We start from the raw sequence: 22,027 nt of genomic DNA on the forward strand, positions 1-22,027 counted from the left end.
AAGGAAACATGCTCGAAGTGGAGTGAGGATTGGAAGATGCATGCAGTTGCGGACCGGATCGAATATAGCCGACCTGCATTCAGGGATTGAAAAACGGATGGAATTTAAAAATGAAGTCTGATTTTTTTGAAAAGATTGCACTATAGGTAAAGATAGATATGAGAAAAGCATAATGGGTTTCCTGTTATTGCCCCGACCACCGGTCAGAGTTACCTGATACAGAGTCAATATTGTCCAACAAATCCGTGTAAGTGAACCTTTTTCAAGTACATAATTGTTCCTCTCTTAAAATTTGGAATCAATTTATGGAAACTACCGCTTCTTTACCCTACCGACATTCATTAATGAATACAATTAAACCTGTTAATAGAGATTCCTTAAAAATATAGGGGATATTTTTACCATAACCTGGATTATACGTCAATAAGGAATTTTCAATTTTCATCTTGACATCGAAAATGCATGGAATTAAAATGAGCCCAAAAGCCGAAATTGCTGATAATTGCATAAAGGCGAGGGAGTTCCGCCATAAACCGTTCCGGCCAGGGCCGGAGCTAATGACTCCTACGAGCAGGTAAATATACCCTTGGGAGGAGTTATACAGTTGCTGGCAATCAAACTTTGAGCTCTTACCAGGGCCTAGTACCTGGTGAGAGCTTTTTTTACCCCGTAGCAGGAAGAACCTGTAACGGTAGGGGGGATTTATCTCAAAGGGAGGAACAAGAAATGGCAGAAATCAAAGAAGTGAAGGCAAGAGAGATGTTATACCATTTCTCACCTGAAATTGAGCATAAACCGGCCAAAGGAGTCAGAATACAGAATACAGAAGTCAGAAGTCAGGAGAAACGAAAGCCTTATTCTGAATTCTGACTCCTGAATTCTGACTCCTGACTCCTGAATTCTCTACTTATGCTGCAGTTGAATGTCGAAAAATGGTATTAGCTCAGGGGGAAACATACGACTTGTCCTGGATTCAGGCGATGAATTTCCATAATGCGTTCTTGTTCACTTCGGTTAATGAAGCCCTTCGCAGCCTGGTGGCAATTATCAAGAGGCAAAGCAAGGCCGAACAGGGGCGTGGAGAGGGGCGCTCGTAAACTGGAGAAAAGAAGAAAAGAGAAGAAAACGGTAATTCACTTGAGATTATTTTTCGGTCTCATTTTTCAGCATGGCCTCGGCAAAATCGAGGAAATCCTGCAAATGTTCCTCTACAATCCGCCTGACAATGTCAAGGTTCAGTGCCTGATAGTCGTGAACAGCAATGTTTCGGAACCCTGTCATGGCCATCATGCGTTCTGCCAGCCCTTTGGTTATCAGACCGACCCGCTGAAGCAAAGTGAATGCATCCCTGCTTTCCTGGGGAATTCCCAGCCGGCGGAGGCGGATCTCATGCATGGCCAGGTCTATGGCTGCCTCACAGGCCCTCTGGATATTTAAAATTATCGAGTCCTGTTTGGTATAATTCTCATAGAGGTTTTTCTCGTCTTCTCCATATTCTTCACGTATGCGGGCTATGCATCGCTCAATGGTGGCTGCTTTATTGAGTTTTACGTCGTCCATAAACTGTTCCCCGGCTCTGGATATCCTGAATAATCTCCCGGCGCTCCTCATTCAGACGAGCGTAGGCACTGTAAACGTAATCTTCAAAGCGTTCTCTCTGTCCCGGATCCCCCTCGTACCAGCACTGTCCTGTAGAAACGACCTGCATCCGCAATACGGTGGAAGCCTTTCGCAGGTCAACGAGATCAACCTCCCGCCTGAGCGCTCCGGCCAGGTGCCGGGCCATCGACCATCTCTCCCAGGGGTCCAGGGGGTGCCGGGGAAGGATCGCCAGGTCGATGTCACTCTCCGGCATCATCTCCCCTTGCCCCGCTGACCCGAATACATAGATGGCCACAAGATCCGGGTATTTCTCCCGAAGGAGTCGAACGATAAGTTCCTGTTGAGTTTCTTTGACCATGATTACCCTTAATTAATCACAGAGTTTTTCACCCTCCCCCGCTCTCACTCCTCTGCTTTTCTCTGTATACCTCTGTGCCTCAGTGTCTCTGTGGTGTCCTTTGTTTTGTCTTGTCTTTGTCTTTACAGCCTCCGGTACAGGGCCTCCGGGATATAGTAATTTTTGCGGTTCAGTATCACACCCATGATCGGCACTGATCCGCTCAGCATTCCCTTGACTCTTCGGACGGATTCCATGCTGGTCCTGCCTGCATGGACCACCAGGATGAGGCCATCCAGGTGCGCTCCCAGCAGGATCGGATCGGAATAGGCGTTCAGGGCGCAGCAATCGAATAAGATATAGTCGAAGTGTTCTTTAAACTCCTGGATTGTTTTCTCCAGAGTGGCGGATTTCAGCAGATACAGAGGATTGATCGCCGGCTCCCCGGCGGTGATGATTGAAAGATTGGGAATTTTGCAGGACCGCAAAACATCCTTCCATCCGACCTTTTCCCGGATTACTTCCCCCAGCCCTTCTGATTTTGGCAGGCCGAAAAGGCTGTGGAGCTTCGGGCTCCGGAAGTTGGCATCCACCAGGAGCACCCTGGCCTCTTCGGTCAGCGCAGAGGTAAGCGCGAAGTTGGCGGCCACGCTGGAAGTGCCCTCACCGGAGTTTGAGCTTGCAAACATCAATGCCTGGAGCCTGCTGCCCGGATTGGCCAGGTAAAGGTTATTCTTGATCCTCTGATACTCCTCGATGATTTTTGACGGCGGGGAGTAAATTTTCTGCTCCAGCCCCAAAAGACGGCGACTGCGCTGTATCAGGAAGCGGGGAAGAAACAGCAGCCACCCTTTCAGCCCTTCTCCCTGTTCCCTCCCCGAAGGGAGAAGGTTCAACGATTCAAACCGTTTGATATATTCCGGGGAAAGAGGTTTCGGTCTGGCTGGTTCTGCTGTCCTGAAATTTTCTGAAGGCTGATCATTCTGAAGAAGGGAGCCCTCCTTCTCCTGTCCAGGGGGGGTGCTCTGCTGCCTGGTGGCCTCGAAGGCTTTCTGCTGGCGGGCTGTCCTGCTGGCCGGCGGCAGTCCGCGGGGCGGACCCGGACTGACCATGAAGTCCTTTTCTCCTGCGGCATGTTCTCCCGGTTTTCTTTCCTGCTGCTGTTCCTGCCCATACTGCCCCAGAATTGCCCGCAGACCATCCCGCAGAAATCTTTGAGCTTCATCTTCCTCCCCTGCTGCTCCTGATGTCCGCCAGGGATACATCCTTTTGCCTGAATTGATAAGCCGGTATCGATAGTCTGGCATCTGAAACCAGTAAGCTCTCGCTTCTGCGGGTGAACCGGCAGCAGGCAGATGACTTCTGCTTCGCTGAACGAGGCGCGACTGGTCAGGTTGTATCTCCGGGCTTTCGAAGAGTGAGGAAAGATCCTGAATGATATCCTGATCGATAAGCTGCTGCTGGCGGCTGAACCCCAGGAGCAGTGCCTTGTCGCATATATTATTGATGAGCCTTGGAATTCCCTGGGACCGATAGTAAATTTCCAGCAGCGCTTCATAGGAGAAAATATCCTGCTGGTCCCGTCCTGCGCTTTGCAGGCGGTATTCAACATAGTGGAAGCTTTCCGATTCGGTCAAAGGATCGATCCGGCAGCTCAAATCTACCCGCTGCTTGAGCTGCTGGAACGCGGGCTGGTTCAATTTGGTTTGCAGCTCCGGTTGCCCCGCCAGGATGATCGACAGGAGTTTCTGGTCAGCCGTCTCCAGATTGAGCAGCAGCCTGATTTGCTCCAGTTGCCGCCAATCCAGGTTTTGTGCCTCATCGATAACCAGGACCACTGATATCCCCTGCTGGAGCTGGTGCAGCAGTCCCTCCCGAAGGAGCCCGAAGCTGTCTCTGGATGCCCCTATGCCGGTAACTCCGAGCTTTTCCAGGAGATGGCCAATGAGTGCGTTGTTCCCTGACCCGGTATCGAGGAAAAAGATCATCTTAACCGCCTGGCCGATCTCCTTTTGAATGACCTGGAGAAGGGCTGTCTTCCCGGTACCTGCCTTGCCGGTAACCGTGATCAGCCCCTTCTTTTCCCGGATGGCATACAGAAGGAAAAGGAGTGTGCGCTGATGGCCGGAGCTCATGAAGAAGAAATCAGGATCAGGGGTATTGTTAAAAGGAGGACCGGTAAGCCCGTAGAATGTGGTGTACATGCTCCATCTATACCTTTTCTACTCTTTAATATCCGGAATCGAACCCAGGACCGGCAGGTCAATCGACGCCTCAAGCTCCTCCGCTGACTCTACCGAGTGGTCAAGCATTTCCGATATGAGGGCAACGCCCAGGCTTGCGGTAATTCCCAATATAATGGCCATAAAAATTCTGAGGAGCTTGTTGGTTTTTCGCGGCACCAGGGGAACCAGGGCAGGTTCGATGATACTGATATTGGCAAAGCGGGCTGCATCCATAGCCTCAGAAATACGGTTTTCTTCCACTTTCTTCCGATAGAGCTGATAGTTTTCTTCATCGATTTTGAGCTGGCGCTGCAGCTGATTGAATTCCAATTCGATCTTGTTGAGATCGGCCAGTTTCTGACTGCACAGGGCCAGGTTTTTGGCGAGATTGTCCTTCCTGGCCTCAAGGGCTTCCAGATCGACCTGTTTTTTCATGATCTCTTCAGTCAGCTTGAGGTAGATATCATTGAGCCCGACATGCACTTCGTATTGTACCGGACTGCTCAGCTCACACAACTGCGATTCCACTTCCTCAATCTCTTTTCGAATGTCGAGGATCTTGCGCTGATTGGCATCGGCATACATATTCATCATTTGGGTTTCACGGAGTTTGAGCTGGGAAAGCTGAGAGTTTAACTGATCTTTCAGGGGATCCTGCCGGGAAATCTCGGTCAGCAGAATTCTTTCCTTCTGGGCAGCCAGTTGTTCTTTCTGCTGCCGTATCTGCTCTCTGATCCCCCTGATGGTACTCTGGGTGGCCTCCAGGCTGCTTTCATACTCCCCCTCCTGCCTGATAAGGATATCCCGCTGTAAGCTTAACTCAGCCAGGGAGAATTGTTTTTTAAATTCTTCCAGCCTCTGTTCCGATGCATCCAGCTTTTGCTTGAATTCAATAGCCTGCTCGGAAAAGAACTGATATGCCCCCGGGGTCTTATACACATTCAGGTGCTGATCGAGATAAAAGTCCAGCAGGGTATTGACAACATCAGCGGATACCGCGGGTTCAGGGTCGGAAAAGCTGACCATAATTACGTTGGATTGGTTTACGATACTGACCGCAAGGTTTTTTTGGATCCGAAGCACCGCTGATTTAAAAGGTGACAGGGCCTCCTGAGGTGCAGGGGCAAGGGGGAGTATATAATACAGAAGATTTTTCACCTCATGAAAAATCCTGGTCAGGGTCTGGCGTATGCCGGAGCGGGGGGGAGTTTTTCCTTTCCCGGTTTTGCCTGGCGATTTCGTGAGGTCAACACCCAGCTTTGCTACCACCTTCTCGGCCAGCACTCTGCTGCGAAGAATCTCGATTTCCGAATTGATATCTTCCAGGCGGGTAATATCCATAATCCGCTCCGGAGTAGTCATCACCGCTGTGGTGGGAATAGCGTTTTCCCTCCCCTCTTTGACCAGGATTTTTGCTGTACTTTCATAGACCGGCACCTGGTTGACGATGATGAAGACAGCCAGTGATGTCACCGCCACGAAGGTCAGCAGGATTTTCCCTTTGTGCTTAAAGAAAATCGCGAGTAAATCCCGCAATGACCTGTTGATAGTCTTCTGCTCATCCATCATTGCTTCTTCCCTTCAGAATCCCTGCGCCTGACGCTCCGCGCCATCATTTCCCCCGGATCAGGTCAGTAAATACCTCACTGGGGACAATCTGGTTCATATATTGATCGACAAACTGGTCTACCTTGCCGATCAGCGTCTTGGGCACATAAACTACATCGTTCGGCTGGAGCTGAAGGTCATTTTTCACCAGCCGCTTGCTGAGAAACAGTTTCATAAGATCGACTTTGATTACCCGAAAGCCCGGCTGTCCGATATTTCTCAGGACCAGCACACTGCGCATTTCAGCGGTATTCTTAAACCCGCCTGCCGCAAAGATGGCCTGGAGCGCTGTCTTGCCGCTGCCAAGATTGACCATCTGCGGAGTGGATACCTCTCCGCCAACGTAAACCTGATGGGAATAACTTGCGACCGCGACCGTAACTTCAGGATCACGGAGGATTTTTGCATATTTCTCCCGAATGATCTGCTGGGCCTTTGAGGATGAAAGCCCTTTCACCTTGACATCTCCAATGAGCTGCAGGGTGATCAGTCCATCGGGCCGGATAACCGTTTTGGTGTTGAGCTCCGGATGGTAATACAGGCTGATCGCCAGCTCATCCCCGGTCTGAAGGAGGTATTCGGTTTCCGACGGCTCCCCCTGGTAATTCGAGCGCATGACCTGCATCTCACCGATGTCGTCATAGGCGTAGTGCGGGCTGCATCCCAACAGGCTATGGCATACCAGGATAATGCCAGGGACCATCAGCCACCACCACCAGCCCGATCGACGGTTCCCAGTCATCTTGTGCATCCCTGCATCCCCATTCGATAAGCTGTCTTTTGGATGTCCGCCGGTGGAGGTCGTTTTTGGATTTTTCTGGTCAAGTTTTTTCCACCTGCCATGATAATTGGTCATTTATCGACCACGGTCTTCACCGCTGAATCACTCTGGTTCGAAGACGCTACCCGGAATAGCGTTCAAGAATTCCTGGACCTCAGGATGGATAAGTAAGGCAGAGACCGGATATTTTCTGTACCGGGCTATGCCTTTTTTACGCAAAATTCGTACCAAAATTTGGTTCTGAGCCCTCTGCAGCCCATAAAGTACCGATAGAAGGGCTGGCCCGAAAATCAGCCTTGAGCTACCCAAACAGAGAAAAAGAAACCACATCCGCAAGGGTTACAGGAAGGACTTGGTCGCGTATATTCCCCACGCTCTTGTCTGAATTTCAACAGGTTGTTGAGATTCAGACGCTATAGTATTGAGTTATCCTCGTGTTGACAAGGGAGTCTAATGGTTGTAAAATGGTGAACCGATAAAAGTAAAACATCTGATAATATAATTATTAATCAAAAGGTTGATAGAGTCAATCTTTTATTTCTGAAAAAGGCCGAATAGTACCATGAAACATCAGGGGGAAACAGGAGAAAGGATAAGGCGAGGGGGTACGGTATATTATGATCAAGAAGGATTACTATGAAATCTTGGAAGTCCCTCGGAATGCTGCCCCGGAAGAGATAAAGAAAGCCTATCGGAAAAAGGCGCTCCAATATCATCCGGACCGCAATCCGGGCAACCCGGAGGCGGAGGAAAAATTCAAAGAGGCTTCCGAAGCCTACGAGGTTCTGAGCGATGCCCAGAAGAGGAGCCTCTACGATCAATTCGGCCATGCAGGCCTGCAGAATTCGGGCTTTACCGGCTTTAACTTCGATGATATATTCGGGAGTGACCTTTTCAGCAGTTTCGGTGATATTTTCGGAGATTTCTTCGGGTTCAGAACCGGAAGGTCCGGCCGTCCGCGTCCGGCACGGGGAGCGGACCTTGGGCAGGAGGTAGCGATCTCTTTTCGTGAGGCGGCCTTTGGACTGGAAACCGATATTGAAGTGGAAAGACACGAAACCTGCCCGACCTGCCAGGGGAGCGGAACAAAACCCGGCACGTCACCACAGGTCTGCCGCATCTGCGGCGGACGGGGGCAGGTGCAGCGCACCCAGGGCTTTTTAAGCATTACCACCGTTTGTCCGCAGTGCCGGGGCACCGGTCAGGTGATAGAATCCCCCTGTCCGCAGTGCCGGGCAATGGGCAAAGTACCCCAGAAGAGAAAACTGCATGTCAAGATCCCCGCTGGTGTAGATAATGGCTCCCAGCTCCGGCTGCTGGGAGAAGGAGCGCTCGGAGAGCGGGGAGGTCCCCCCGGTGATCTTTACATCACCATTCAGGTCAAAGAGGATGATTTTTTCTCCCGCAAGGATGACGATGTGCTGTGCACTGTTCCCATATCCTTTGCCCAGGCTGCCCTGGGAGCGGAAATCGAGGTTCCGACACTCTCCGGGCCGCATAAACTGGAAATCCCCCGGGGAACGCAGAGCGGTACCGTGATGCGGATTAAAAAAGCGGGCTTTCCCAATGTCTACGGCAAGGGAAAGGGAGACCAACTGGTAACGATCGTCGTGGAGGTCCCCACCAGTCTTACGCCCCGGCAGGAAGAGCTGTTGCGCAAATTCGACCAGGCAGGGGATGAAAAAAAGCCGCATCAGGAGGAGAAACAGCACAAGAAGGGTTTTTTCCATTTTCTGGGATTGTTGTCGCTGGTTTTTTTTCTGCTCCTGACTTCGACTTCCCCGGCCGGGGCATCGGCGGATGCTGCCCGTGAGGGTCGCAAGACGCCAATTGTCAAAGTGGTCGAGAAGGTGAGCCCGGCGGTAGTCAATATCAGTACCGAACGGATTGTGCGGGAGAGAGTCAATCCTTTTGGCAATCCCTTCTTCGATAATTTTTTCGATAATTTTTTCGATACCTTTCCTCCGAGGAGCTACAAGGAGCAGAGCCTGGGATCGGGAGTTATCATTGATCCCAAAGGACACATTCTGACCAATGAGCACGTTATCCTCAAGGCCTCCAAAATCAAAATCACCCTGGCCGACAACCGCGAGTTCGAGGGGAAACTGGTCGGTTCTGATCCCCGCTCGGATCTGGCCGTCGTGAAAATAGATTCTCCGAAAAACCTGCCCTATATCACTACCGGACAATCCGAGGATCTGATGGTGGGTGAAACGGTAGTGGCCATCGGAAACCCTTTCGGCCTCTCTCATACCGTAACCACCGGGGTGATCAGCGCTGTCAACCGCACGGTAAAGGTTAACGAAGACCTTGTCTACCACGGTTTCATTCAGACAGACGCTTCCATCAATCCCGGAAACAGTGGAGGGCCGCTGATGAATATCACCGGGGAGTTGATCGGCATTAATACTGCCATTTACCAGAAAGCCGAGGGGATAGGTTTCGCTATTCCCATCGACCGGGCCAAAAGAATTATTGCCGACCTGATCACCTATGGCAAGGTCCGCAAGGTCTGGCTGGGGATTCGTGTTCAAAATCTTACCAGGGACCTGGCAGGCTATTTCAACCTCAGTCATCCGGCGGCAGGGGTCATTGTCACCCGCATCATCGACGGCAGTCCGGCTGAGAAGGCAGGGCTTCAGCGGGGAGACATCATCCAGAAAATCAATAGCGATCAGATCGCTTCCCAGGAGGTTTATTCCTCGGTTGTGGCCGGATTTACCGCGGACAGTGAGATGAAAATCTCGGTGTTGCGGGAAGGAAAGCCCCTGACCATCGACATTAAACCTGCCCGGCTGACCCAGGAGATTGCTGAAAAAATTGCCAAAGACCTGCTTGGTTTGACCGTCAAGGGGTTTAGCTCTTCATTCGGGGGAATGGGCGAGCGGGACTCCGGCGTGGCTGTAAGCTCTGTCCGGGGCAGGAGCCCCGTTGCCAAGGCAGGCATCCAAAAGGGAGACATCATCCGCCGGATCAATGATAAGGAGATACAAAACCTGAAAGATTTTCAGGAAGTTATCATTGCCAATGCCGATCGGGACAGCCTGCTCCTTCTGGTCCAAAGAGGACCTTATATTTATCCGGTCACGATCGGTTTCTAAGATCATACCGATAAAAAGGATGTCCTCATCTTTAACCATGACCTGTTCGATTTCCTGTCTCTTCTCCGCAGATGGAGAGCATGGATCTATTCATATATTCAATTTTGACTGCCAAAATTATCGATAACTGAAATTTATACACCGGCACAAAAGTTGCTCCTTCCGTAAAGCATATGATCGAGGCAATCGTATGCGGCTCGCGAACATAGGCTAGATAAGAACCGTTCCCGTTGTTATCCGTTGCGGTAAGGAGATCAAGATGAAGAAGTGCAATTCCCTGGGTCGGCTGCTGGTAATTTCAACCGCTTATACTGTGCTCTTATTCCTGCTGACTATGACTATCTCGCCTGGCAACTGCCAGGTACCGTCTTCCTACCCATATACCACGTATCCTTATACAACGTATCCGACCGGCACTACGAGCGGATATCCCTACACGGTGTATCCGAGCCAATCTGCTACATCTTACTCTTACTCACCGCTGACAGGTTACACTGTTAATCCCTATACTCAGGCGACTGCCGCGGTCCCTTATGGGACCACATACGGGACTACCTATCCGCAGTATGGTACTTCCTATACTACGGTGCCATCCTACGGCACTTCGGCCTATGGCCTGCCTGTATATGGTACTTCCGGATATAATATCCTGGTGATCGCTGCTCCTTCGAATTCTTATACCAATCCCTTATCCTCGTATCCTGCCATAAGTACCTATCCAGGCACATATCCTTTTGATGGCAGAATAGCGGCCATTTATCTGCCGACGCAGAGCACCTATCCTGCGTATCCGACATACCCTGCGTATCCTGCGTATCCGACGACGCCTGCGTATTCGACCTATCCGACCTATCCTGCGTATCCGACGACGCCTGCGTATTCGACATACCCGACCTATCCGACATACCCGACATATTCTACGTATCCGACCTATCCGACATACCCGACGACACAGACGTATCCGACCACACCTACCTATTCAACGAGTGTATCGGGCGGGTGGAGCGGTTCCTGGGTAAGTAACGGAACCCAGGGAGGCGCTTCTCTTACCCTGACTCAGAGCGGAACCACGCTGACTGGCACGATAAACCTTACATCTTCGAATGGTCAGGCCAAATTGAACGCCAATGTCAATGGAAGCATGAGCGGTACTACCCTGCAGCTTTGGGCAACTATTAATGGAGGTACGGATATCTTCAACCTGAGTATCATCGGAAACATTAACGGAACCGTGCTGAACGGCAATTACCGGATTACCAACAACAGCAGTATCGAGCTGGAATCCGGGACGCTTAACCTGGTCAAATCATCGCTCTATTAACCTGAGATGAGGTAAAGCAGTATGGAGTGATTCCTGTTCACAAAACAAAACAGAGCTCCGTCTCGAAATACGACATCCTGCGCTGCTGAGGCTGCAAAAAAGGCAGGCTGGAAATCAGAATCGTCCGAAATGTATAGCTGCTTTTACTCCGGATCCGAGAGCACAAGTTCAACCAGGTATCATTCACCAGGAGAAGAGAAGGAGAATCATGAATAAGGAAGAACTCTCGAAAAAGTTGAATACAAGCAAGGAAAAGCTGCAACTTCATCTGGAAAGATTCAACTCGCTGAGGGAAGAAGGGAAAACCCAGGAGGCCCTTGAGGAACTGAAAATCGCCCTCAGTTTCGCTGCTCAAACGCTGGAATACTCAAACTCCATACTGCAGGAGATCCATACTGATCTCACCAGTATGCCCCAGGAAACCAGGCAAAAAACCCTGCAGGCAATCGAAGGCAATTGCACCCGGACACTCAAGATCCGTTCGGAAAATCCTTTGTTGAATATCCATGTCCCGGAGAAAAAGACCCTGCATTAGTACAACGAGACATGGAAGAAGGATCTCCCGCAGAGACGCAGAGGCGCAGAGAATGACCCAAAATGATATCCTCTGCGCCTTTGCGTCTCTGCGGGAGAAATACCAAACAGCACAGGAATTCCCGCTCCCGCTTAAAACCTGCGGGAACAAGCATCGCGGGAAAGAGGGGTATACAAACAGGAAAACAGCACCTGAAAAAAAGATACCCCTCTTTCGAGGGGTATCACTAAAGATGTATATATAAACTAGGGGTAGGAGGAGAGCCTTACCTTGAGTTCGTTTGTTCCTCACTCATCTGCCTTAATAGACGAGAATGAAGTGCATTCATTACACAAAATGGAGAAAAAATTTTACGGAACTATCAACACGGTGTATGAGTATCCCTCATTTGAGATAATCCCGTCTCCTTGATCCATATTTTCTTGCAGCAGAGGATATTTCACAGGTATATCCCTCCTTTACAAGAGCTTTTTCTTGTGCTAACATAAGGTTTTGTGCTGGTATATCAAACTGAGTAAAAATGATTGATTCAATAAAGGCTTACTGCAAATTAACGTGCGGGAGGGTAATTATGCCACTTGCTAAAGAGAAAAAACAGGAAATTATCTCTTTGTTTCGTAAACATGAGAAGGATACGGGTTCTCCGGAAGTGCAGATTGCCATTTTGAGTGAGAGAATCAGCTATCTGACAGAACATTTCAAAGTCCACAAGGGAGATCATCACTCCCGGCGGGGATTGCTCAAAATGGTTGGACAGAGGAGAAGATTGCTGAATTACTTAAAAAGCAGCAGTGAGGATCGTTATCGAGAAGTCATTACCCGGCTTGGTATCAGAAAGTAGGCAATTACGCATTATTATCAAATATCTTCTCCTAAATCGACCTCTAAGAGTCAATGTTCCATGAGAGCAAGCGGATTAGAAGATTGCGGAAAAGGTGGAGGCTTACCTTATTATGATTAAATCTTTACAGGTGGAGTTGGCACAAAGAACTTTCACTATTTCAACAGGATTAATGGCCAAGCAGGCTAACGGGGCCGTTACCGTCCAATATGGAGAGACGGTGGTGCTTGTTACTGCGGTCTGCGAAGCCAAGCCGCGCGAGGGAACGGACTTTTTCCCCCTGACGGTTAATTACCTGGAAAAATCCTATGCAGCAGGAAGAATTCCAGGCGGGTTTTACAAGCGGGAGGGCAGGCCCTCGGAAAAGGAAGTTTTAACTTCCCGCCTGATCGATAGACCTCTGCGGCCATTATTTCCGGACGGATTCCGGAATGAAGTACAGATTATTGCCATGGTCTTATCAGCGGACCTTGAAAACGATCCGGATATTCTATCAATCATCGGGGCCTCAGCGGCTCTGGTGGTTTCGGATATTCCTTTCACGCAGCCGGTAGCGGCTGTGCGGATTGGCCTGATCAATAATGAGCTTGTTCTGAATCCCAGTAACAAAGATCTTGAGAACAGCCGGTTGAACGTTGTGGTTGCGGGAACACGGGATGCAGTGGTAATGGTGGAAGGGCAGGCGAGCGAGATTTCGGAAGAAACCATGAAAGAGGCGATCTCCTTTGCTCATCGATCTATGCTTCCGCTGCTTGATCTGCAGGATGAATTGCAGCGGCAGGTGCAAAAACAAAAGATAGAAGTTCCCCAGAAAACTATTGATGAGGAGCTGGTAAACCAGCTGCGGGGAGCTTTTCAAGAGAAATTAAAAAAGGCTATTCTTATCCCAGGAAAAATGGATCGGCAAAAAGGGATAAACGAGGTCATCGATGAAGCTGTCGCTGCTTTTGGCCAGGAGGATGATCTTCGGGAGAAAGAAATCAAGGCTATCCTCGAATCTTTGGAAAAAGAAGAGCTTCGTCGGTTAATCATCGAGGAAGGGATCAGGGCTGATGGCCGTACCCTGACCCAGATACGTCCGATCGATTGCCAGGTTTCCGTGCTTCCCCGTACTCACGGATCAGCTCTGTTCACCCGCGGTGAGACCCAGTCCCTGGCGATTGTCACGCTGGGAACCACTGAAGACGAACAGCGCATGGATGAGCTGGAGGGAGAGACTTCCAAAGCCTTTATGCTGCACTATAATTTCCCTCCATTCAGTGTCGGAGAGGTCGGCATGCTGCGCTCTCCGGGCCGCAGAGAAATCGGTCACGGCCTCCTGGCGGAGCGGTCGCTGAAGGCCATTCTGCCAAAACCGGAGGATTTCCCCTATACCATCCGCATTGTTTCCGATATTCTGGAATCGAACGGCTCTTCTTCCATGGCCTCGGTCTGCGGAGGAACACTCGCCCTGATGGATGCCGGGGTGCCGATCAAATCCCCGGTGGCTGGCATTGCCATGGGACTGGTCAAAGAAGGAGACAGGGTGGCCATCCTGAGTGATATCATCGGCATGGAAGACCACAACGGAGACATGGATTTCAAGGTGGCCGGAACCAGAGAGGGAATAACCGCCTTCCAGATGGATGTAAAAATCAAGGGAATCAGTGAAGAGATCATGGAAAAAGCCCTGGCCCAGGCCAGAGCGGGGCGGCTGTATATCCTCGACCGGATGATCGAAGCCATTTCAAGCCCCCGGGAGAATATCTCAACCTATGCTCCCCGGATATTCTCGATCCAGGTCAAGAGTGACAAGGTCGGCACGGTAATCGGTCCGGGTGGGAAGATGATCCGCAGCATTATCGATCAAACCGGCGTCAAGATTGACATCGAAGATGACGGCAAGATTATCATCGCTTCCAGTGACGAGGCCTCGGCTAAAAAAGCCATTCAGCTTATCCAGAACCTGGTGGAGGAGCCGGAAGTAGGCAAGATCTATCAGGGGAAGGTCAAGCGGATTGTCGATTTCGGTGCCTTTGTGGAAATTATTCCGGGCACGGACGGCCTCCTGCATATCTCCCAGATTTCACAGCAGCGGCTGCGAAGAGTCGAAGATGCACTGAAAGAGGGAGATGAAATCGAGGTTAAAGTCATCGAGATCGACAAGCAGGGCAAAGTCAAGTTGAGCCATAAGGCCCTGCTGGAGAAATCGGAAGAGCACCGGGAGCACGGAGGGTACAGAGAACACCGGGAGCATAGAGAGCACCGGGAGAGAGAAGATCGGACCTACGGGAACCGGCGATGACAGGTGAACCGGTCCGTAAGGTTGTCTTTGAAAACGGCCTGAGGCTGATTACCGAGCACATGCCGTCAGTGCGGTCTATTTCGGTTGGTTTCTGGATTCTGGGCGGATCACAGATAGAGGAAGCTGCAGAAAGCGGAATTACTCACTTTATCGAGCATATGCTCTTTAAAGGGACGCCAACCAGGACCGCCTACGATATTGCCAGGGAAATGGACTCACTGGGCGGGCAGATGGATGCCTTTACCAGCCGGGAGTATACCTGCCTGTTGGCTACGGTATTGGACGAGCACCTGCCCACGGTTATCGATATCCTGACCGATCAACTGAAAAACTCGGTATTCGACGAACAGGAGATGAACCGGGAACGGGATGTGATCCTGGAGGAGATTAAAACAATCGAAGACAGCCCCGATGAGCTGGTCCATGACATCTGCATCCAGAGCCTGTGGCCGGACCAGCCGATTGGCCGGTCCATTATCGGACGTCAGGAAAACGTCGAGGGATTTACCCGGCAAAACCTCCTTGATTATTTCGAGCACAATTTCCTGCCGGAGAACATTATTATTACCGCCGCAGGAAACGTCGATCATGATGCTCTCATGAGGTTGATTCAGAAAGAAAATCTGCCTTCCCCGATCTCCGCCGGGGAAGAGGCGGAGACATCGGGCCGCCCGATGGTCAAACATCAAATCACCTGCATCCGGAAAAAACTGGAACAGGCCCATGTATGCCTGGCCATTGACGGCATCCCGCAAAACCATGACCTGCGCTTTGCAGGCTATCTCATGAATTCCATCCTGGGTGGGGGCATGAGCTCCCGCCTGTTTCAGAAAATCCGGGAGCAGCGGGGGCTGGCTTATTCCGTTTACTCCTCCTGTCACTCCTTCCGGAATGCCGGCCTGTTTTCCATTTATGCCGGAACCCGACCCCAATCCCTGCACGATACCGTGCAGCTCATCCTCGATGAGCTTGTCCTTCTCAAGGAACAGACGGTGACTGAAGAGGAACTGCAACGCGCCAAAAACCAGCTCAAAGGCAGCCTCATGCTGGGGCTTGAGAGTACAGCCAACCGGATGAGCAAACTGGCACGGCAGGAGATATACTTTAACCGGAACTTCTCCCTCGACGAGATCCTGGCAAAAATCGATGGAGTAACCCAAGAAGATATACTTACGCTGGCCAGCCTGCTCTTTTGCAGCCAAAACCTGAGCATGGCTGTGCTGGGAGATGTGACAGAACCGGCATGGCCCCTTGAGGCACTGCGATGTTAGGATAAACACAAAGCAAATACAAATACAAATACAAAGGACACCACAGAGACACAGAGACACAGAGAAAAGCGGATGAGAACAGGTCATTCTGGGACGGCTCCAATTACCAATGACACCACAGAGTAATTAAATGTAGATTTATCATGCTGTGTGTTAAACGACAAACCATATGGAAAAGATAGAAATCAAGATAAAAAAAATGGCAGGCTGTGAGGATATTCCCCTTCCCGCCTACATGAGTGAATTGGCTGCCGGGATGGACGTTTTTGCCGCTGTCGAGGACGCGGTAAAAGTTATGCCGGGAGATTGGATGGCTGTTCCGACCGGGTTTTCCATCGCCATACCTGCGGGGTATGAGGCCCAGATCCGACCACGCAGCGGCCTGGCCCTTCGCCACGGCATCGGCCTGATGAACAGTCCGGGGACTATCGATGCGGATTTTCGGGGTGAAGTTAAAATCATTGTCGTCAACCACGGCAAAGAGCCGTTTGTCATCAAGAGGGGAGACCGTATTGCCCAGATGGTTATCCATCGGGTCTATGCAGGCTGTTTCGAGGTGGTTGAAGACCTGCCGGAAACGAAAAGATCGGATGGAGGATTCGGCCATACCGGAGTGTGACGGGTAATGCCACCGACTTAAGTACATGCCGCGGGAATTAACCAACCAGGTGGCCTAGCCGCCTCTCAATTGTATTCTTTCATCTTTGTTCGTGCATCTTACACCCCTATACCGTGAGGAGGGCGAGAGATCAGTTTTCGGGTCTGTGTGCTAGGAAGCGGCAGTGCCGGTAATTCGATCCTGGTATGCTCGGAGAAAACCAAAATTCTGGTGGACGCGGGCTTGAGTACCGGCGAGATTGTCAATCGGCTGGCAATGGTAGCCACCCGGCCCGATGAGCTGTGCGCGATCCTGATTTCCCATGAGCACATCGATCATATCTGCTCAGCCGGAGTTCTGGCCCGAAGATACCGAATTCCTCTGTATCTGAATACTGCAACCTTCGAGGCAGCAAGTGTTAAGCTCGGCAAGTTGCCTCATTGGGAAATTTTTGACGCCAACCGCAGGTTTGAGCTTCAGGACCTCCTCATCGAGCCCTTCTCTGTGCCGCACGATGCTGCGGACCCGGTAAGCTTTTGCCTGCACCTGAAAAACCGCAAATTAGGGATCGCCACCGACCTTGGCAGGCCCACGACCCTGGTGCGGCAGATGCTCACGGCATGCCACGCACTGATCCTGGAATCAAACCACGATCCCGAAATGCTCCTCAGCGGCCCATACCCCTGGTGGCTCAAGCAGAGAATCCGGGGGGGATTCGGGCACCTGTCCAACGAGGGCTCACAATCCCTGCTGCGGGAAATTCTTCACCAGGAACTGAAAAATGTCATCCTCGCCCACCTGAGTGAAAAAAATAACCATGTCGCCCTGGCTCATCAGACAGCCATGCAGGCTTTACAGGAGCGAAGCGACCTGAGCCTGAAAGTGACCCTGAGCATCGCCAGCCAGCATCGGGTCGGGGCGGTGATTGAGGTGTAGGGGGGAGGGAGACGATATAAGGAATTCGCTTTTATGGGAAAGATGACACGGCAGTGTTGTATTTCTCCCGCAGAGACGCTGAGACGCAGAGGATATCATTTTTGGTCATTCTCTGCGCCTCTGCGCGTCACTGCGAGAGATCATTCTTCTATCCTTAAATACGTGCTATCATAGCGTTTGTTAAGGATGTGCCTAAACCAAAGAAGCAATAAATCTCCAATTTTCAATATATTGGACCAGCTTTCCACTTCCATGATATCTATTACTATTTAACTATTAGAGAATATTGGTTACAGGCAGTGAGTTACCAAGTAATTGAAATCACAAATGAATATAATACCATTGAACAGCTTGGAACAAAGGCAAAATTCTGGTTTTATGATAAAAGCGATAACACCACAAAATCATTTAAAATTGGCAGACCTGGCACTGGAGAAAATTGGGCGGAAAAAGTTGCGTGTGAGTTAGCAAAGCTCCTGAATTTACCGTGTGCCGAGTATGAATTTGCAATCTGGAAAGGAAAAGAAGGTGTAATATCGCCATGCTTTGTTCCTCCAGATGGCAGACTTGTTCATGGGAATGAAATACTGGCGAAACTCATTGAAAGTTATCCTAAAAAGGAACTTTATAAGGTTCATGAATACCAGCTTTCAACAGTTTTGGAGGTTATAAGTAGGGAAATACCTAATTTGCCATTAGGTTATGAAAGAGGTACAATAATTCAGAAGCCATTGGAACTTTTCGTAGGCTATTTAATGTTTGATTGTTGGATTTCCAACCCTGATCGTCACCATGAAAACTGGGGATCGGTACTTGATAATACAAGTAAAAAAATGCACCTTGCACCGACATACGATCATGCATCAGGATTGGGATGCAGAGTATCTGATACCGAAAGAACAAAAAGACTAACTACCAAAGATACAAGGTATAATATAGAAGCGTTTGTTAGAAAAGCAAAATCTGCTTTTTACGATAAAAACTCGATACAGTTAGATACAATCGAAGCATTTACTTATGCTGCCAAGCAAAATAGAAGGGCAGCGAACTTCATGCATTAATTAGTGAGCCAGCAATCAATTTTGCATTGGAAATCTTGGCAGCAAACAAAAAGCGCTTATTAGACTCAAAAACAAGGTCATAAAAATGGACATGACTACCGTACTTATCTTAGCCTGGCAAAACCCGCATAATCGTGGATGGGTGCCTGTCGGAAGATTGCAGTATAAGGGTACTCGATACATCTTCCAATATACCATTGGCGCAAAACAAGCAAAAGACTTCGTGCCATTTAACCTGATGACTGATTTAGCCAGTTCATACGAGTCAGAAGAGTTGTTTCCGATTTTTCAGAATAGGCTGCTCTCGAAATCGAGGCCGGAATATAATGACTACCTAAATTGGCTCAGCCTGGAAAAAGATACAATTTCCCCTTTCGAAGAGCTCGCCAGGACAGGAGGAATCAGAGCCACTGATTCCCTCCAATTGTTTCCGATTCCCGAAGAGAGAAATGGAAAGTATGAAGTCATATTTTTCGCTCATGGGATCAGTCACTTGGCACCTGGCTATATTGAAAAGGTTAATCAGCTCAGTCAGGGAACGAAGCTCTATGTAATGAGAGATATTCAAAACGAATTTGCCCCTTATGCACTTACCTTGAGAACCGGTGACACCCGGGAAATCGCAGGTTACTGTCCAAGATTTTTTACCCGGGATTTCGGGAGGCTGATTGATATTAACGGCGCAGAAAATGTGGAAGTTACCGTTGTTAAGGTTAATGTAAACTCACCATTACAATTTAAGCTGCTCTGTAAGTTGAGCACATCCTGGCCAAGTAAATTTGTCCCTTTTGCGGATGAAATCTTTCAGCCCATCATAGACAGAGAAGACATACAAAAACCGGCAAAGGCCAAAGGCATCGACATCAAACCATGATCTCAGAAAAACCTCTACCTCAGACAGATCTATTCCAGTCCCTGCCGGAAGAGGCACGGAATCAACTGAAGAGCTTCTTTACCCTCAAAAAATTTCAGGCGGGTGATGTGATCATCCGTCAGGGGAGCAGGGAGACTCAGTATTTCTATATCGTTGCATCTGGACTGGTGGAGCTTTTCGTTGATGAGGAGGATGGCTCCCGGATTCATCTGGCCTCCATAGGCCCTGGTGATTACTTTGGCGAGCGGGCACTGCTGGTGGAGGAGGACAGCTCCTGCAACGTCGTTGCCCGTGAGGATACGGAGGTCTATGTCCTCACCAGGGAGCATTTTTATCAGTTTCTGACCGCCCATCCTGAATTGAGCCGTCACTTCGTCTGGACCTTTACCCAGCGCCTTCACAGAACCAACCTGCTCCTTGAGGAAAAGGAATACAAGGAGGCCATGATCGACCTCCTTTCCGAAGAGTACAAACCGTACACCGAAGCCATTTTTATTGCCAGAAGCCGCGCCATGCGGCCGGTGCTTGAAGGTATCAGGCGGGCGGCCAGTAATTCTTCGCCTGTCCTGATCGAGGGTGAATACGGGTCCGGCAAGCAACTTTTGGCCCGCCAGATTCATGCCAAAACGGCGCGATGGAGGAAAGCCTTTATCCTGGTGGACTGCGGTGCACTGATGGAGGAGGAAAACCGGGAAGAAAGTCTCTTTGGCCGGGAGCATGGCCAGCCGTTTCACCTTTCGGAGCATGCCTTTGGGTATCTTGAGCTGGCTGAGGGCGGAACCCTGTTCCTGAAAAATATCGATCAGCTTTCTCTTGAGGTCCAGCAGCGGATCCGGGAAGTAGTTGAAACCGGGTCTTACACCCGGCTTGGGTCAACGCAGGTCCGGAAGGCTGACTTTCGGCTCATAGCCAGCACCCGCGCGAACTTACGTGAAAAGGCCGCAGCGGGGGAATTTGATTCCAGGCTCTACGGGCTTTTGAGCGCCAATCATATCCAGTTGCCCCCCTTGCGAGAGCGCAAGAACGCTATCCCCAAGCTGGTCGATTACTTTATCAAAAAATATGCCAGACTGGTCAATAAAAACGTTACCGGCGCTACGCCGGAAGCCATGCAGGCACTCCTGAAGCATGATTATAAGCTTGGCAATATCAAGGAGCTCGAACAGATCATCGAGCGTGCCGTTGCGCTGCCGAGCGATGATAAAATCTGGCCGCGACATCTTTTCCTTGGGGCTCCGGCTGTCAGGCCGGATAGCTGGTATTTTAACCTTTTGAAAATCAAGCCCTTTGGCCGATGGGTGATGAATAAGATCTATCCGGACAAGCTTCAGTATGCAACTGCAACCTTCTTTATGCTCCTGATTCTTCTCTGCTTTCTGGGACCGGCGAGCGCAGCACGCAACCCTGCCGCTTTTCTGGTCTGGCGGGTCTGGTGGCCGATGATGTTCCTGTCATTTTTCTGGGTTGGCCGCACCTGGTGCTCTATCTGCGCCTATGCGGCTTTTGGCCGCAAGTTTCAAAAGCTCAAGCAGTATCAGCTTCCTGTTCCCGCATTTATCCGGGACCATGATGCCCTTCTGGTAACCCTGGCCTTTCTGACCATTCTCTGGGCTGAAGAGATCACCCACATGCGCTCCTCACCCAGGGCCACGGGTTGGCTGATGGTCACCATGCTGTCTCTGGCTATGGTCAGTGCGGTCATTTTCCGGCGGGAGAGCTGGTGTCGATACTTGTGCCCTATGGGCGGGCTGATCGGGGTCTGCTCCATGAGCTCCATTATTGAGCTGCGCTCTGATACCACGCTCTGCGCAAACCAGTGCAAGGGGGCCGAGTGCTATAACGGGACCCCGGAAAACCCCGGCTGTCCTCTCTTTCAGCACCTGCTCTTTGTTGATAACAATCAGAATTGCAAATTATGTTTGCAGTGCATCAGAAACTGCCCCAACCATTCGGCATCCCTGAACCTTCGTCTGCCGGGGCGTGAAATATGGCTTTCCAATCAGGTTCGTGACAAAATGTCATTCTTTGTCTGTGCCCTGCTTGGATCCCTTGTGCCGGTCATTTACCTTGAAGCCAGGAACATTACTCTGCAGGGGGGAAGGGTGAAAGCGCTCTACACCCTGGCCCATTTCCTGCTCCCGGTTATTGTAGCCGCAATACTGTATATTCCCGGCCTGCTCAGTTCTCCCGGAACAAAATCCCTCAATTGGCTTCGCTTCTGGCATACCTCGTATGCCTATGTTCCCCTGGCCCTGGCAGCTCACCTTGCCCACCAGATGCAGTTTGTTCCCGGCGGAGAATATTTCCAATACCTCATCCGGTCAAGGGCTGGTGGAATAATCCAGGGGCCAATTGTTCAACCGCTCCAGACAATGGCTCTGATTTCGGGATTGTTATTTTCCTGGTTTTGCCTGTGGCAGATCTACCAGCATCGACGGCAGAAGAAAACCTTCGAGGCGCAATGGTGTTTCTGGCTGGGGCATGCTTTTTTGATGAGTCTTTATGCAGCTATGGTATTTCATCTGATGGTTTTTCGGTAGATAAAACTATGCAGGCTTGAGAAGCGAATCGCTTGCAGGCTTCCAGATTTAAACGGAATGTCACTTACATAAGCCAAGCTTATAATTATAGAGAGAACACAAAGCGCACAGG

General features: G+C 50.2%; 16 protein-coding genes and 1 riboswitch. Of the genes, 11 read left to right on the plus strand and 5 right to left on the minus strand.

Features of this window, described 5'->3' with window-relative positions; genetic code table 11:
* Positions 1–502: 502 nt before the first annotated feature.
* Positions 503–574: riboswitch (Fluoride riboswitch) on the plus strand.
* Positions 575–1,143: 569 nt separating this feature from the next.
* From AB1611_01635 to AB1611_01655, 5 genes are all read right to left on the minus strand, one after another.
* Positions 1,144–1,560: a DUF86 domain-containing protein gene (locus AB1611_01635; GenBank protein ID MEW6378287.1), complete on the minus strand. Its 417-nt coding sequence runs from the start codon at positions 1,558–1,560 to the stop codon at positions 1,144–1,146.
* Positions 1,538–1,960: a nucleotidyltransferase domain-containing protein gene (locus tag AB1611_01640; protein ID MEW6378288.1), complete on the minus strand. Its 423-nt coding sequence runs from the start codon at positions 1,958–1,960 to the stop codon at positions 1,538–1,540. The genes AB1611_01635 and AB1611_01640 overlap by 23 nt, the downstream gene beginning before the upstream one ends.
* 122 nt (positions 1,961–2,082) lie before the next feature.
* Complete coding sequence (locus AB1611_01645; protein MEW6378289.1) at positions 2,083–4,143, minus strand: polysaccharide biosynthesis tyrosine autokinase; 2,061 nt, start codon at positions 4,141–4,143, stop codon at positions 2,083–2,085.
* Between the two features lie 18 nt (positions 4,144–4,161).
* On the minus strand, positions 4,162–5,733 hold the full coding sequence (locus AB1611_01650) for a GumC family protein (GenBank protein ID MEW6378290.1): 1,572 nt from the start codon (positions 5,731–5,733) through the stop codon (positions 4,162–4,164).
* Between the two features lie 43 nt (positions 5,734–5,776).
* Positions 5,777–6,628 carry a polysaccharide biosynthesis/export family protein gene (locus tag AB1611_01655; protein MEW6378291.1) on the minus strand — a complete coding sequence of 284 codons (852 nt, stop codon included), beginning with the start codon at positions 6,626–6,628 and terminating at the stop codon, positions 5,777–5,779.
* A 542-nt stretch (positions 6,629–7,170) separates the two neighbouring features.
* On the opposite strand from AB1611_01655, the gene dnaJ reads away from it, so the two are divergent.
* The 11 genes from dnaJ to AB1611_01710 all read left to right on the plus strand — a co-directional run bounded on the left by dnaJ (position 7,171) and on the right by AB1611_01710 (position 21,915).
* Positions 7,171–9,654 (plus strand): molecular chaperone DnaJ, encoded by a 2,484-nt coding sequence (dnaJ, locus tag AB1611_01660; protein ID MEW6378292.1) that lies wholly within the window; start codon positions 7,171–7,173, stop codon positions 9,652–9,654.
* Positions 9,655–9,913: 259 nt separating this feature from the next.
* The gene (locus AB1611_01665) at positions 9,914–10,975 is read left to right on the plus strand and encodes a hypothetical protein (GenBank protein ID MEW6378293.1); all 1,062 of its coding nucleotides are present in this window, start codon (positions 9,914–9,916) and stop codon (positions 10,973–10,975) included.
* A gap of 208 nt (positions 10,976–11,183) precedes the next feature.
* Positions 11,184–11,510 carry a hypothetical protein gene (locus AB1611_01670; GenBank protein MEW6378294.1) on the plus strand — a complete coding sequence of 109 codons (327 nt, stop codon included), beginning with the start codon at positions 11,184–11,186 and terminating at the stop codon, positions 11,508–11,510.
* A 571-nt stretch (positions 11,511–12,081) separates the two neighbouring features.
* Positions 12,082–12,351 (plus strand): 30S ribosomal protein S15, encoded by a 270-nt coding sequence (gene rpsO, locus AB1611_01675; protein ID MEW6378295.1) that lies wholly within the window; start codon positions 12,082–12,084, stop codon positions 12,349–12,351.
* A gap of 112 nt (positions 12,352–12,463) precedes the next feature.
* Entirely contained in the window at positions 12,464–14,635 is a 2,172-nt protein-coding gene (gene pnp, locus AB1611_01680; protein MEW6378296.1) for a polyribonucleotide nucleotidyltransferase, read from the plus strand.
* Positions 14,632–15,906: a pitrilysin family protein gene (locus AB1611_01685; GenBank protein MEW6378297.1), complete on the plus strand. Its 1,275-nt coding sequence runs from the start codon at positions 14,632–14,634 to the stop codon at positions 15,904–15,906. Before pnp ends, AB1611_01685 begins: the two co-directional genes overlap by 4 nt.
* A 169-nt stretch (positions 15,907–16,075) precedes the next feature.
* Positions 16,076–16,525 (plus strand): dUTP diphosphatase, encoded by a 450-nt coding sequence (dut, locus tag AB1611_01690; protein ID MEW6378298.1) that lies wholly within the window; start codon positions 16,076–16,078, stop codon positions 16,523–16,525.
* 147 nt (positions 16,526–16,672) lie between these two features.
* A complete protein-coding gene (locus tag AB1611_01695; GenBank protein ID MEW6378299.1) occupies positions 16,673–17,440 on the plus strand; it encodes an MBL fold metallo-hydrolase in 768 nt (255 codons plus the stop codon).
* 299 nt (positions 17,441–17,739) lie between these two features.
* A complete protein-coding gene (locus AB1611_01700; GenBank protein MEW6378300.1) occupies positions 17,740–18,501 on the plus strand; it encodes a hypothetical protein in 762 nt (253 codons plus the stop codon).
* A gap of 91 nt (positions 18,502–18,592) precedes the next feature.
* Positions 18,593–19,375, plus strand: a complete 783-nt coding sequence (locus tag AB1611_01705; GenBank protein ID MEW6378301.1) for an HIRAN domain-containing protein — start codon at positions 18,593–18,595, stop codon at positions 19,373–19,375.
* A complete protein-coding gene (locus tag AB1611_01710; protein MEW6378302.1) occupies positions 19,372–21,915 on the plus strand; it encodes a sigma 54-interacting transcriptional regulator in 2,544 nt (847 codons plus the stop codon). Before AB1611_01705 ends, AB1611_01710 begins: the two co-directional genes overlap by 4 nt.
* Positions 21,916–22,027: the final 112 nt, after the last annotated feature.

The sequence above is a fragment of the bacterium genome (assembly GCA_040755755.1).
Classification (GTDB): domain Bacteria; phylum SZUA-182; class SZUA-182; order DTGQ01; family DTGQ01; genus DTGQ01.

What these genes read in the sequence shown, in the direction of transcription:
- AB1611_01635 (MEW6378287.1), bottom strand. Translation starts at nt 1,560, where the DNA reads ATGGACGACGTAAAACTCAATAAAGCAGCCACCATTGAGCGATGCATA.
- AB1611_01640 (MEW6378288.1), bottom strand. Translation starts at nt 1,960, where the DNA reads ATGGTCAAAGAAACTCAACAGGAACTTATCGTTCGACTCCTTCGGGAG.
- AB1611_01645 (MEW6378289.1), bottom strand. Translation starts at nt 4,143, where the DNA reads ATGTACACCACATTCTACGGGCTTACCGGTCCTCCTTTTAACAATACC.
- AB1611_01650 (MEW6378290.1), bottom strand. Translation starts at nt 5,733, where the DNA reads ATGATGGATGAGCAGAAGACTATCAACAGGTCATTGCGGGATTTACTC.
- AB1611_01655 (MEW6378291.1), bottom strand. Translation starts at nt 6,628, where the DNA reads ATGACCAATTATCATGGCAGGTGGAAAAAACTTGACCAGAAAAATCCA.
- dnaJ (MEW6378292.1), top strand. Translation starts at nt 7,171, where the DNA reads ATGATCAAGAAGGATTACTATGAAATCTTGGAAGTCCCTCGGAATGCT.
- AB1611_01665 (MEW6378293.1), top strand. Translation starts at nt 9,914, where the DNA reads ATGAAGAAGTGCAATTCCCTGGGTCGGCTGCTGGTAATTTCAACCGCT.
- AB1611_01670 (MEW6378294.1), top strand. Translation starts at nt 11,184, where the DNA reads ATGAATAAGGAAGAACTCTCGAAAAAGTTGAATACAAGCAAGGAAAAG.
- rpsO (MEW6378295.1), top strand. Translation starts at nt 12,082, where the DNA reads ATGCCACTTGCTAAAGAGAAAAAACAGGAAATTATCTCTTTGTTTCGT.
- pnp (MEW6378296.1), top strand. Translation starts at nt 12,464, where the DNA reads ATGATTAAATCTTTACAGGTGGAGTTGGCACAAAGAACTTTCACTATT.
- AB1611_01685 (MEW6378297.1), top strand. Translation starts at nt 14,632, where the DNA reads ATGACAGGTGAACCGGTCCGTAAGGTTGTCTTTGAAAACGGCCTGAGG.
- dut (MEW6378298.1), top strand. Translation starts at nt 16,076, where the DNA reads ATGGAAAAGATAGAAATCAAGATAAAAAAAATGGCAGGCTGTGAGGAT.
- AB1611_01705 (MEW6378301.1), top strand. Translation starts at nt 18,593, where the DNA reads ATGACTACCGTACTTATCTTAGCCTGGCAAAACCCGCATAATCGTGGA.
- AB1611_01710 (MEW6378302.1), top strand. Translation starts at nt 19,372, where the DNA reads ATGATCTCAGAAAAACCTCTACCTCAGACAGATCTATTCCAGTCCCTG.